The sequence below is a fragment of the Serratia sp. JKS296 genome (genome assembly GCF_900215445.1).
Lineage (GTDB): Bacteria > Pseudomonadota > Gammaproteobacteria > Enterobacterales > Enterobacteriaceae > Serratia > Serratia marcescens.
This window is the reverse complement of record NZ_OCMX01000001.1, coordinates 3,558,491-3,570,347: the sequence shown is the minus strand read 5'-3', so window position 1 is coordinate 3,570,347 and position 11,857 is coordinate 3,558,491. Positions and strand designations below refer to the sequence as shown.

Sequence of the window (11,857 nt, the reverse complement as noted above, 5' to 3'; positions counted from 1 at the left end):
CGATGTACGGCGTTGGCCGGGATCAGGCCGAATCCTTCTGGCAGGTGTTGCGCGACAAGCTGCTGCGGCTGGGGTTGCCGGCGGCGCCGGAACGGCTCAGTTGGCCGGACGATCTGGCGCAGCACTGGCGGCGCGAGGATCTTCTGCTCAGCCAAACCTGCGGTTATCCGTTGGTCAGCACTTTGCCGCAGGTGCAGCTAATCGGCACCTACCACTACCGGGTGGAAGGGTGCGACGGGCCGAATTACCGCAGCTGGCTGGTGGTGCGCGCGGACGATCCCGGCGAGCGGCTGGCGGATTTTCGCGGCCGAACGGCGGCGTATAACAGCACCGATTCCCAGTCCGGCTACAACGGACTGCGCGCGCTGATCGCGCCGCTGTCGCTGGACGGGAAATTCTTCGGGGCGGCTATCGCCTCCGGCGCGCATTATCAGTCGCTGAAGCTGATCCGCAGCGGGCAGGCGGATATCGCCGCCATCGATTCGATCAGCATGGAACTGCTGCGCCGCGCGCAGCCGCAGGCGCTGGAGGGGCTGAAAATCATCGGCCGCACGGCGGCGGTGCCGGGCCTGCCGTTGATCACCGCAGCCGGCACGCCGCCGGAACAGGTGGAAATCCTGCGCGCCGGCGCTCGCGCGATGCTGGATGAGGCGGTCAGCGACCGCCTGCTGATCGGCGATTTCAGCCTGGTGCCGCGTTCGGCCTACCAGATTATCACCGTGCTGGAACAGCAGGCCGCCGCGCAGGGCGTGACGGCGCTCTAGCCGTCGTTACAGCAGGCCGCCGCCGTCGATGTCGATCACGCTGCCGGTGACGAAGCCGTTCTCCATCGCCAGCAGATAACCCGCCGCGACGTCGGCCGCCTGGCCGACCCTGCCGACCGGCAGGCTGACGCTTACGCGCTCGAACAGCGCCTGACGCTGTGCGGCGCTCATGCCGTCGTAGGCTTCGGTGGCGGTGATGCCGGGGCTGACCACGTTCACCCGCCGCGGCGCCAGCTCCTTCGCCAGCTGTTTGCCGACCGCTTCCAGCGCGGCATTGATGGCGGTTTTGACCAACTGACCGTTGAGGTATTTACGCGACAGCTGGCCGGAGGTCAGGGTGATCGAGCCCTGCGGCGCCAGCGTCGGCAGCGCCGCCTGCACCGCGCGCAAACTGCCCCAGAATTTGACGTTGAAGTCGGCCTGCGCCTGTTCAAGGGCAGTCTCCGCCAGCGGCTTCGCGTCCACCAACGGCCCGGCGGTGATCACCAAATGATCGAAAGCGCCGACGGCGGCGAACAGCGCATGCAGCGACGCGTCATCGGTCAGATCGGCCTGCATCAGGCGCAGCGCGTCGTTCTTCTCCCCGGCGTGAGGGAGACGACGCGAAGCCAGCACCACTTCAGCGCCGCGCGCCGCCGCCGCGTAGGCCACCGCGGCGCCAATGCCGCTGGTGCCGCCCAGGATCACCAGCTTTTGTTGTTTCAGGGGGGAGTCGGGAATCGTCATGTTAAGGCCTCTTTTTAGGTAAGTTTCAACGGGATCTATCTTTCCTGATTGAAAATGAGGAAAAAAGCCCGCCTAATAGCAAACACTTGTAAATTAATATTAATAATTGATTGGGCTAAAAAGAGAGGGAGCAGATGACCTCATTTGTCGATCTCGAGGTGTTTGTCCGCACGGTGGACGGCGGCAGTTTTTCCGCCGCGGCGCGCGCGCTGGATATCACGCCGGCGGCGGCCAGCATTGCGGTGAAAAGGCTGGAGCAGCAGCTGGGCGCGCGGCTGTTGGTGCGTTCCACCCGCAGCCTGAGGTTAACGGAGGAGGGGGCTCGCTATCTCGACAGTGCGCGCCTGGCGCTGGGCGCGTTAGCCGAAGGAGAGCAGGCGATCCGCGAGAAGCATCAGGGGCTGTCCGGGGTGCTGCAGATTTCCGCGCCGTCGGATTTTGGCCGTAATTTGCTGCTCGGCTGGCTGGATGAGTTCCGCTTGCAGCATCCGCATATTCAGCTGCAGCTTCTGATCAACGATCGGCAGGCCGACCTGTTCCGCGAACCGGTGGACGTGGCGTTGCGCTTCGGGCCGCTGGCCGACTCTTCGCTGGTGGCGCTGCCGATCTTGCCGCAGCATCGGCGGTTGATCTGCGCCAGCCCGGATTATCTGCGGCGGCACGGCGCGCCGCAAACGCCGGCCGATCTGCTTCGGCACAGCATTCTGGTGTATCAGCCCAGCGGCAAACGGCAGGTGGAATGGCGGCTGTGGCGCGGTGAGGAGGGGGTCGAGCTGCCGCTGAACGGCAGCTATTTTACCGATGACGGCGAGGTAGCGCGGCGCTGGGCGCTGGCCGGGCACGGCGTGGTGCGCAAGTCGGCGATCGACGTGGCGGCGGATATTCGCGCCGGGCGGTTGGTGCAGCTGTTGCCGGAATGGCGCAGCGACGCGGTGCCGATCAATCTGGTCTGCCCGCATCGTTCGCAGGTGTCGGAGCGCGTCAGGCAGCTGCAGCGCTTTTTACAGCAGCGCTGCCAGCGCTGGATGGACGATCACTTGGCCTGAAGGGTTTCGGTTTGCGCCGGCGTAGCGGCGGCATCCCCGGCAGGCGCGCTTTCTTCGTGCGGGGTGGTGGAACGGGTGTAGATGTTCAGCCCGGCGAGGAATACGCCGCCCAGAGAACCGAAGGCGCACAGGGCGATGACGATGACGAACGCTTTTTTCAGCATAGGAATAATTTCGCAGGTTGCTTGGAACAGCGGGAATTATAGCCCCTTCGCCGGGTGAAACAAGAATCGTTTTTAACGGCGGCCCGCAGACCGCCCTTTGTGATCATCGCCGTTCGCAGTCGATGGCCTGCACGTTGGCCGGACGGGCGAACAGGTATTTTCCCAGCGTCACCAGCACCACCGCCGCCACGATGATCACCAGCGCCAGCCACTCGCGCGGCGCCAGCGATTCGCCGGCAAAACCGATGCCGAGCAGCACCGCCACCACCGGGTTGACGTAGGCGTAGCTGGTGGCGACCGCCGGGCGCACGTTCTTCAACAAGAACATATAGGCGCTGATCGCCAGCATCGAACCAAAGACGATCAGATAGCCCAGCGCCAGAAAGCCGCCGGTGCTCGGCATCTGAGTGAGGCGCTCGCCGCTCAGCTGGCTGGCTGCCAATAACACCACGCCGGCGACCAGCATCTCCGCCGCGCCGGCCATCGGCCCGGCCGGCAGCGAGATGCGCGATCCCAAGACCGACCCAAAGGCCCAGCTGGCCGACGCCAACAAAATCAGCAGCGCGCCGGTCGGGTTGCCCACCAGGTTGTTGCCGGTGTTGAGCAGCACGATGCCCACCAATCCGAGCGCGATGCCGGCCCATTCCAGTTTGGTGTTGCGCATGCCCCACAGCAGGCTGAAGCAGAGGGTGAACAGCGGCACCGTCGCCACCATCACCGCGGCGATGCCGGACGGCACATGTTGGTGTTCCGCCACCGTCACCAGGCCGTTGCCCACCGCCAGCAGCAGAATGCCGATGGCGCCGGCGGCCAGCCACTGCTTCAGCGTCGGCAGCGCGTGGCCGCGCCAGGCCAGGAAACTGAACAGCACGATACCGGCGATCAGAAAACGAATGCCGGCCATCATCAGCGGCGGCCACTGCGCGACGCCGAGGCGAATGACGAAATAGGTGGAACCCCAAACGATATATAACGTGAACAACGCCCCGATTAACGGCAGGACGCTACGGCTTTGTTGGCTAAGCATAGGATTGTATTTTACGGGAATGATTATTATTAGAACGCTCAGTAAACCCGATCGGGCAACCGATAAGCAATGGCCTTCGGCATTATTTTTCCGGCGGCTGAAAGCCGTTCAATGGCCTTGCTGTTTCCACTGCAGCCAGCTGACGGCAGGCAGGTAAATCGACCAGCCGATGGCCAGCAGCAGCAGCATGAACTCGGGCGGCACGCCGGGCAACAAGGCGTCCAGCTTCCAGGACACGGCGTAGGCGAAGGGGCCGACGGCGGCACCCAACACCGCCAGCGGCCAGGGGGCCGCTCTGACGATGTCCAGCAACCAATACCACCAGCAGCCGAAGCCGATCCACAGCGCGATGGTCCAGAGCGGCAGGCCGTGTTGCCCGCTGTAGTGCAGCACGCCGCTGTAGCTCCACAGCCCATCCATGCCGATACCGCCCAGGGCGGCCAGGGCCGCGCCTTTGCGGCGGGTGGCAGGGGTAAAGATCAGCGCCAGCGCCGCGCCGGCCAGCAGTATGCCGTTGAGCCGATCGCGAGTCAGCAGCGCCAGCAGCCAGCAAACGCCCAGTCCCAGCGTCGCCAGCCAGAATCCGGCATGCGGCTTCTTCATCGTTCAACTCCCGTGGGGTTACTCTGCCGCTGCGCTAAGCGCCGACGGATTTGCCAGAGCGGGCGCGAGGCCCGCTGTTTGCCTGAATGTTCGTTAGTTCAACCTTAGAAGGGAAGGTGCGGGGTGCACAAGCAGAATAATCTGTACCGGTTGAAAACGTGGGCAAAAACCGGTGTTACAGGCGTGAAATCCGGTAGGCGCAGCGGCGCGAGCCGGCCAAAATGTGTTCGGCGCGCTCCACCTGCGCCTGCAGCACTTCGGTGAAGATGCTTAATTCCGCCCGGCAGAAGCCCTGGCAGACGGTGGCGGCGGCGCAGATCGGGCAGTGGTTTTCCACCAGCAGATAGGAACCGTCCTCCTCCTGGCGCCATTCGGCCATATACCCTTCGCGGCAGCGGATCTCGGTCAGGCGCGCCACGCGTTCGCGCAGTTCGGTGGCGCCGATCATCGCCTGTTTGTAGTTGATGCGGTTTTCCTGCTCGCGGCTCTCGATCAGCACGTCGATCGCCTGTTCGCCCAGCTTGTCGCGCACGGTGCGCAGCAGCTGCACCGTCAGATCCGCATGGGTATCGGGAAAGCGCGCGTTGCCGGCCGAGGTCAAATGCCACAGCTGCACCGGGCGGCCCACGCCGCGCGTTTCTGCCACCGCTTCGACCAACCCCTCTTTCGCCAGCTTGACGAACTGCTGGCGGGCCGCCTCACCGGTGGTGCCGAGCACCTTTCCTGCGTCAGAAGCTAGCTGCGGGCCGCGGGTTTTCAATAACGTCAGCAAGCGGTCACTGACCGATTGTGCGGTGCTGCCGCTATTTTCCAAGTTTATTCTTGACATATTTCTCCGCCTCGCCCTAACTTATTCCAAGATAACTCTTGTTAAATTTAACGCAATCTTATGACCAACTCAATGCCATTCCTCTGAAAACAGGACGACAACCGTGATAACCCATGACGATAGCCGCTGGAGTGACCTTTTCTCCGGCAAAAATGCGGCCAGTGCGATCGCGCTCTCGCTTGGCGTGGCGCTGCATGCCATCAATATTCTGGTCGCCACCACCATTCTGCCCTCGGTGGTGCAGGATATCGGCGGGCTGGATCTCTATGCCTGGAACACCACGCTGTTCGTGGTGGCGTCGATCCTCGGCTCCGCGCTGTCGGCCCGGTTGCTCAGCGGCTATGGCGCACGCAGCGCCTATCTGGTGGCTTCGCTGTTCTTTATCGCCGGGGCGGCGCTGTGCGCGCTGGCGCCGAGCATGCCGGTGATGCTGATCGGCCGCACGGTGCAGGGCTTCGGCGGCGGGCTGATCTTTGCGCTCTCCTACGCGATGATCAACCTGGTGTTCGAGCAGCGATTGTGGCCGCGCGCCATGGCGCTTATCTCGGCGATGTGGGGCATCGCCACCCTGGTGGGGCCGGCGGTGGGCGGCATTTTCGCCGAGCTGCACGCCTGGCGTTGGGCCTTCGGCATTCTGCTGCCGATCATGGCGCTGTACGCTGCGTTTACCTTCCTGATCCTGCCTAAGGGCAAGGCGCAGCAGGCGGCCGCGCCGTTGCCGACTGCGCAACTGCTGTTGCTGACCGTGGCGGTGCTGGTGGTGTCCGCCGGCAGCCTGGCGCACAGCGCCTGGATCAACCTGGTGGGCATCGCGCTTTCGCTGGTGCTGATGGCCTGGCTGATGAAGCGTGAAGCGCACGCGCGCGCCCGCCTGTTGCCGCATGGCGCATTGCGGCGCGGCTCATCGCTGGCGGCGTTGTACATCACGACCGCGTTGCTGGTGATCGGCATGACCAGCGAAATCTTCGTGCCCTATTTCCTGCAGCTGCTGCACGGCCAGTCGCCGCTGATCTCCGGCTATATCGCCGCCGCCATGGCCGCCGGCTGGACGCTGTCCGAGATCCTCAGCTCCGGCTGGCGTGGGGCGGGCATTCGCCGGGCGATCGTCAGCGGGCCGCTGTTTGTGCTGGTAGGCCTGCTGGCGCTGGCGATCCTGATGCCGACGCCGTCCGGCGGCCACTGGCAGGCGCTGGCGCCGATCGTCATTGCGCTATTGCTGGTGGGATTCGGCATCGGCTTCGGTTGGCCGCACCTGCTGACGCGCATTTTGCAGGTGGCGCCTGAAGCGGACAAAGATATCGCCGGCGCTTCAATTACCACGGTGCAGCTGTTCGCCACCGCATTCGGCGCGGCGCTGGCCGGGATGATCGCCAATCTGGCGGGGCTGAACGATCCGGGCGGCGCGACGGGCGCGGCATCGGCGGCGCGTTGGCTGTTCCTGGCGTTCGCGCTGGCGCCGCTGCTGGCGGTATTCAGCGCCTGGCGCTGCGCGGCGATCGCGCCGCCGGGGGCCGAAACGGGCAATTTTGTACGAACCCCGCCCTCGCGCGAGAGCTAGAACGCTTCTACTCACCTGGTGATGTTCGCGGTGATCCAGGCGTTATTCCTGCGCGACATTTTAAAATCCGCTTGCTATATCTCTAATTTGAGATTATTTCTCTTATATGGGATTTTTAAGCGGAGTATGAACGATGGATAACGGTTTGGAGACGGCCGACCTGAGGTTGGCGCAGCGGCTGGCGGATTTGCGCCAGCAACGGGCGTGGTCGCTGGAGGAGTTGGCGCAGCGCACCGGCCTTAGCCGGGCGACGCTCTCGCGGGTGGAGCGCGCCGAGACCAGCCCGACGGCATCGTTGCTGAACCGGCTGTGCGCCGCCTACGGGTTAACCATGTCGCGCCTGTTGAGCGAAATCGAAGACGAACCGCCGGAGCTGCTGCGGCCGCCGCAACAGCCGGTGTGGGTCGATCGCGCCAGCGGTTTTCACCGTCGCTCCGTTTCCCCGCCTGCCGCGCTGTATAAGGCCGAGTTTATCGAATCCCGGCTTGATGCCGGCGCGCAGATCGATTACGACCTGCCGTCGATTCCGGCGCTGGAACATCACCTTTGGTTGCTGTCCGGGCAGTTGGAATTGACCCTGGAAGGGCGCGTTTTCCGGCTGTCGGCCGGCGACTGCCTGCGTTACCGCCTGTTCGGCGCCTCCCGTTTCCATGTCCCCGGCGATGAGCCGGCCCATTACACCCTCGTTATCTGCAGGCCATAGCCATGATTGAATTGCAACAGTGGGACGCCGGCGCGGCGCAAAGCGCCATTGTCGACTTGGCCGAGATGCTGCACGCCAGCGTGGCGCACGGCGCCAGCATCGGTTTTGTCATGCCCTTTACGCTGACGCAGGCGAAGGCGTTTTGGCAAGGGTTGCTGCCGGCCATCGCGCGGGGAGAGCGTGCGATGCTGGTGGCGCTCGCGAACGGCCGGCCGGTCGGCACCGTGCAGCTGTTACTGGCGATGCCGGACAACGGCCGCCACCGCGCGGAAGTGGTCAAGCTGATGGTGCACCCGCAGGCGCGGCGGCAGGGCGTCGCCCGGCTGTTAATGCAGGAAGTGCAGGCGCTGGCGGCGCGTCATCGCCGCAGCCTGTTGGTGCTGGATACCCTGAGCGGCAGCGCGGCGCAGGGGCTGTACCGTCAATTGGGGTTCGAGGCGGCGGGCGACATCCCGCAATACGCCCGCGCCAGCGACGGCGGGGCGTTGGAGGCCACCTGCTATATGTACAAACTGCTGTGAGGCTTAGCGCCCGCGCCAGGCCTTGATCGCCTGTTGGCGCACCTGCAGCTTCTGTTGCGGCGTCAGCTTGTTGTAGTCGCGAGCCAGGCCGCTTTCCCAATCGCCGTACAGCGGGTTGGGCAGCACGATGAATTCGGTGCCGAACTTGCCCTGATTCTCGCTGACGAACGCCCGGCGTTGCGCATTGTCCTGGTGGTAAGTCGCGGCGCCGAAGTCGTTCAGGTTGTCGCCTGCGTACACCACGATGTCATAGCCGGCTTGTTTGATGGCGTCGAAGCGCGCCTGCTTATTGGAGGTATCGGTGCTGAGCAGCACGGTTTTTTCCGACATGCCGGTGAATCCGAGCTTCTGCATGTTGGCCACCGTGGCGGCGTATTCGCTCTGCTTGCGGTTCGAGACGTAGAACATCGTCCCCTGGTGGGCGTTAACGTAGCGGGCAAACGACACTGCGCCCGGCACCGCGCCGGCCTGTTCGGCCTGCGTCCATTGGGCCCAGGTGGCGCCGTCGTACGGCTGGCCGTGCTGCGCCTGCCAGCCGGAGTAGGCGCTGTTGTCCAACAGGGTTTCATCCAGATCGACCACCACCGCCTTTTTGCGGCCCGGCGCGGTCTTGGCCTGATCGAAGGCGCGTTGCGCGCTGTTGAACGCCTGATGCGCCAGCGCCTGGTATTCGCCGGACTGTTGGAACCAGTTCACCGCCAGCACCGACTGATCCGCCAGCCGCTGCTGGGCCTGGGCGTCGGTGTGCGGCGGCTGCGCACAACCGGCCAACGTCAGCAGCGCGACGCCAACCGCCGCGCCGAGGGTGAGTTTCCTTGCCTGTTTTCCTGCCATCGTTATCTCTCTCGGTTTTATTTTTGTGGGCTGTCCAGCAGCATATCCATCTCGAACTGGCGCAGGGGATCCTGCCGCCAGCCAAGATGCGTAAAGAAGGGGGCGGCCACCTCGGGCACAAAAACGTTGGCGGTCAGCGGCAAAGGGGCGAACTGCGCTTGCAGGGCGGCCAGCAAGGCGCGGGCATGCCCCTGGCCGCGGTGCTGCGGCGGCACGTAGATCAGGCGCAGCCAGCAGTGCTCGGTGCCGGGCATCACCACGGCGTAGGCCTGACGATTGAGCGTATAGGCTCGCGGTGTGCCCGGCAGCTTGAACAGCGATTCGGGGGCAATCAGCCAGGGCAGGTCGGTGGCGCCTTCCGCCGTCAGGCGGTGGCTGACGGTCAGCGGATCGACCGCCTGCAGCGCCGCCGTGCCTGGCGGCACTTCCGCCGGCGCCTGATGGCCGGTCAGGGTGCGCACGATGCGCAGCCCGGCGCGGTGGTATAGCGCCAGCGCGGCGTCGTTGCCTTCGATCACTTCCAGCGACAGCCGATGGTCGCCGCGTTGGCGGGCATCCGCCACCAGCCGCTGCATCAGCGCCTTGCCCAGCCCCTGGCCGCGCATCTCCGGGCGCACGGAAAAAGCCGCAACCCGGCTGTGACGGCCACGGCGGGCGATCAGCGCCACCGCCACCGGTTCATGGCAGTGGGTGACGATCAGGCTGTCGTTCAGGCTGAGATCTTCGGCGCCGAAGCGGGCGGCGAAGGTCGATCCGTCGAGCACGAAACGCACGATGTAGTTTTCAAAACAGTGGTTGAGGATGTTGGCCAGTTCGTCGCTGCTGTAGCGCAAGGCGTTGTGGTAGTCGAAGCGTCCGTCGTTATGCATGGCTGATTCCGCTCGGGGGAAAGCTATACATGTAGACCCGTTTGTTTTGCAAGGCAAGCGGGGGGATTCGCTGGCGGGGAAAATAAAAACAAAAAAGCCGGACGCAGCCGCCCGGCGAAATAAAACTCTGGGTATCAAGTGACGCTAAAGTTTGCAGTGGTGGTTATTCATTCATCACATCAGAACTGGTAGGTCAGGGCGACAACAACGACGTCGTCGTTTTTCAGACCCAGTTTGTTGTCGTCATCAAGCTGGTTGATTTTATATTCGACATAAGTGGACATGTTTTTGTTGAAGTAATAGGTCGCCGCTACGTCGAAATATTTCACCAGATCGACGTCGCCGATGCCTTCAATATCTTTGCCTTTCTGCTGAACGTAACCCAGCGATGGGCGCAGACCGAAGTCGAACTGATATTGCGCGACCAATTCAATCCCTTCCGCTTTATTGGCGAAGCCACTAACGGAGGTCGAGTTATTATTGATGGTGGCGGTGCCGGAAATAGGCGCGATATTGCGGCTCTGCGAATAAGTCGCGGCCAGGTAGACATTGTTGTTGTCGTATTTCAGACCGCCTGCCCAGATATCGGCCTTGTCGCCTTTACCGAAGGTGCCCGCCTTTTGCGTGGCGGTGCGGTTGGAAGAGGCATAGGCGGCGCCCACGCTCAGACCGTCGATGATTTCATAGCTGGAGGAGAGACCCCAGCCGTCGCCGTTCGCCTTGCTGGCGGAGCGGCCGTCGTTTTCGTTCTTGCCCTGGTACTGCACGGCAAATTTCAGGCCGTCAACCAAACCGAAGAAGTTGTTATTACGGTAGGTGGCGACGCCATTGGTACGGCCGTTCATAAAGTTGTCGGTCTTGATATAAGCATCATCGCCGAATTCAGGGATCATATCCGTCCAGGCGCCAACGTCGTAAATGATGCCGTAGTTGCGACCGTAGTCGAAGGAGCCGAGATCCTTATATTTCAGACCGGCGAAGCCCAGACGCGTTTTGGTGTCTTTGGTGCCGTCGGATTCAGAATGGTTGGCGGCGATCTGATATTCCCACTGGCCATAGCCGGTCAGCATATCGTTAATCTGAGTCGCGCCTTTAAAGCCGATACGGACGTAGGTTTTATCACCATCGTTGCCGGCATCATCAGAGAAATAATGCAGGGCTTTCACACGACCGTAAAAATCGAGCTTGTTGCCGTCTTTATTGTAGATTTCTGCTGCCTGTGCCGCTTGCGCAAGTAAAAGTGCCGGAATAATAACGGCCAGAAGATTACGTTTCATGGGTTACCCTGCTTTATTCGATTGAAAGACGCTTATCATCAGTTGCATTGCTGTTTTACTGTGCCGCCTGATTGTTGGCGGCGGAGAATTTTTACCGTAGTAATGTGATCTATTTATGACAAAAAATTCATTTTCATGTCGAACGATTAAAAAAGTCGCGCAAAGGGTGAATTTTTTCTTCAGCCGATGGTCGGCGGCTGGTCTACAGTTACCGATACCTTGTTCCGCTGCGGGAGGAATCATGCACGATACTTATACTTTGTTCGGTACGCAGGGCTGCGGCTCGACCATCGTGGCCGCCGCGTTGGCGTTGACCGCTTTCCCCTGGGGCTATGAGGAGGTGGATTACACGCAGGACGGCCCGGAGCGCGATCGCCTGCTGGCGCTGAACCCGCTGGGTCAGGTGCCCACCTTAGTGCTGCCCAATGACGAAGTGATGACGGAGAGCGCGGCGATTATCCTGCTGCTGCACGATCGCGCACCGCATGCCGAACTGGCGCCGCCCGGCGGTTCGCCGCTGTTGCCGCGTTTTCTGCGCTGGCTGCTGTTCATCAACGCGGAGATTTACCCCACCTTCACCTATGCCGACCATCCGCAGCGCTGGCAGCCGCAGGCGGCAGGGGCGGAACAGCTGAAAAACGCGGTAATGGATTATCGCGAGCGTTTATTGCGGCAGTTGAACGCCGCCGCAGGAGCGTCTGGCCCGTGGTTTCTCGGCAAGAGCTTCAGCGCGCTGGATCTGTACCTGGCGGTAATGTGCAACTGGCGGCCGGGCCGCGCGTGGTTCCGGCAACACTGCCCGCGACTGTACGCCATTGCCGAACGGGTGGAACAGCGGCCGGAGCTGAATGCGCTGCTGAGCGCCCATTTCGACGGCGTTGCCCCGCTGGAACCGTGACATCGCCCCGCCGCCCGGCGGGGAACCCTCCCGTTTTT

At 62.8% G+C, this 11,857-nt stretch carries 14 protein-coding genes; 6 read left to right on the top strand and 8 right to left on the bottom strand.

The genetic code is table 11. From position 1 onward, the window contains the following. The first annotated feature begins 2 nt into the window (after nt 1-2). Complete coding sequence (locus CRO23_RS17060) at nt 3-764, top strand: phosphate/phosphite/phosphonate ABC transporter substrate-binding protein (RefSeq protein WP_097102531.1); 762 nt, start codon at nt 3-5, stop codon at nt 762-764. A 6-nt stretch (nt 765-770) separates the two neighbouring features. On the opposite strand, the gene CRO23_RS17055 is transcribed toward CRO23_RS17060, so the two are convergent. Further along, nucleotides 771-1,490, bottom strand: coding sequence for an SDR family oxidoreductase (locus CRO23_RS17055; RefSeq protein ID WP_016928553.1), 720 nt, complete (start codon nt 1,488-1,490; stop codon nt 771-773). A 134-nt stretch (nt 1,491-1,624) separates the two neighbouring features. Between CRO23_RS17055 and CRO23_RS17050 the strand changes: the two genes are divergently transcribed. Further along, nucleotides 1,625-2,536, top strand: a complete 912-nt coding sequence (locus CRO23_RS17050) for a LysR family transcriptional regulator (protein WP_079450955.1) — start codon at nt 1,625-1,627, stop codon at nt 2,534-2,536. Here CRO23_RS17050 and CRO23_RS25115 read toward each other — a convergent pair. From CRO23_RS25115 to CRO23_RS17035, 4 genes are all read right to left on the bottom strand, one after another. After that, a complete protein-coding gene (locus CRO23_RS25115) occupies nt 2,524-2,700 on the bottom strand; it encodes a hypothetical protein (RefSeq protein ID WP_016928550.1) in 177 nt (58 codons plus the stop codon). The genes CRO23_RS17050 and CRO23_RS25115 overlap by 13 nt on opposite strands. A 103-nt stretch (nt 2,701-2,803) precedes the next feature. Further along, complete coding sequence (gene yedA / locus CRO23_RS17045) at nt 2,804-3,727, bottom strand: drug/metabolite exporter YedA (RefSeq protein ID WP_028127923.1); 924 nt, start codon at nt 3,725-3,727, stop codon at nt 2,804-2,806. Between the two features lie 108 nt (nt 3,728-3,835). Next, nucleotides 3,836-4,330 carry a DUF2878 domain-containing protein gene (locus CRO23_RS17040; RefSeq protein WP_097102529.1) on the bottom strand — a complete coding sequence of 165 codons (495 nt, stop codon included), beginning with the start codon at nt 4,328-4,330 and terminating at the stop codon, nt 3,836-3,838. A 175-nt stretch (nt 4,331-4,505) separates the two neighbouring features. Continuing rightward, a complete protein-coding gene (locus CRO23_RS17035; protein ID WP_049299510.1) occupies nt 4,506-5,159 on the bottom strand; it encodes a helix-turn-helix transcriptional regulator in 654 nt (217 codons plus the stop codon). A gap of 103 nt (nt 5,160-5,262) precedes the next feature. Between CRO23_RS17035 and CRO23_RS17030 the strand changes: the two genes are divergently transcribed. The 3 genes from CRO23_RS17030 (at nt 5,263) to CRO23_RS17020 (ending at nt 7,941) form a co-directional block, all read left to right on the top strand. Continuing rightward, nucleotides 5,263-6,717, top strand: coding sequence for an MFS transporter (locus CRO23_RS17030; protein WP_097102528.1), 1,455 nt, complete (start codon nt 5,263-5,265; stop codon nt 6,715-6,717). Between the two features lie 133 nt (nt 6,718-6,850). Then, nucleotides 6,851-7,420: a helix-turn-helix domain-containing protein gene (locus tag CRO23_RS17025; protein WP_079449508.1), complete on the top strand. Its 570-nt coding sequence runs from the start codon at nt 6,851-6,853 to the stop codon at nt 7,418-7,420. Nucleotides 7,421-7,422: 2 nt separating this feature from the next. After that, nucleotides 7,423-7,941, top strand: coding sequence for a GNAT family N-acetyltransferase (locus CRO23_RS17020; RefSeq protein ID WP_079449507.1), 519 nt, complete (start codon nt 7,423-7,425; stop codon nt 7,939-7,941). A gap of 3 nt (nt 7,942-7,944) precedes the next feature. On the opposite strand, the gene CRO23_RS17015 is transcribed toward CRO23_RS17020, so the two are convergent. The 3 genes from CRO23_RS17015 to ompC all read right to left on the bottom strand — a co-directional run bounded on the left by CRO23_RS17015 (nt 7,945) and on the right by ompC (nt 10,921). Continuing rightward, a complete protein-coding gene (locus CRO23_RS17015; protein WP_016928544.1) occupies nt 7,945-8,775 on the bottom strand; it encodes a 5'-nucleotidase, lipoprotein e(P4) family in 831 nt (276 codons plus the stop codon). Nucleotides 8,776-8,792: 17 nt separating this feature from the next. After that, nucleotides 8,793-9,644, bottom strand: coding sequence for a GNAT family N-acetyltransferase (locus CRO23_RS17010; RefSeq protein ID WP_097102526.1), 852 nt, complete (start codon nt 9,642-9,644; stop codon nt 8,793-8,795). 179 nt (nt 9,645-9,823) lie between these two features. After that, on the bottom strand, nt 9,824-10,921 hold the full coding sequence (gene ompC / locus CRO23_RS17005) for a porin OmpC (protein WP_004939326.1): 1,098 nt from the start codon (nt 10,919-10,921) through the stop codon (nt 9,824-9,826). A gap of 241 nt (nt 10,922-11,162) precedes the next feature. On the opposite strand from ompC, the gene CRO23_RS17000 reads away from it, so the two are divergent. After that, the gene (locus CRO23_RS17000) at nt 11,163-11,819 is read left to right on the top strand and encodes a glutathione S-transferase family protein (protein ID WP_033640943.1); all 657 of its coding nucleotides are present in this window, start codon (nt 11,163-11,165) and stop codon (nt 11,817-11,819) included. The last annotated feature ends 38 nt before the right edge of the window (nt 11,820-11,857 follow it).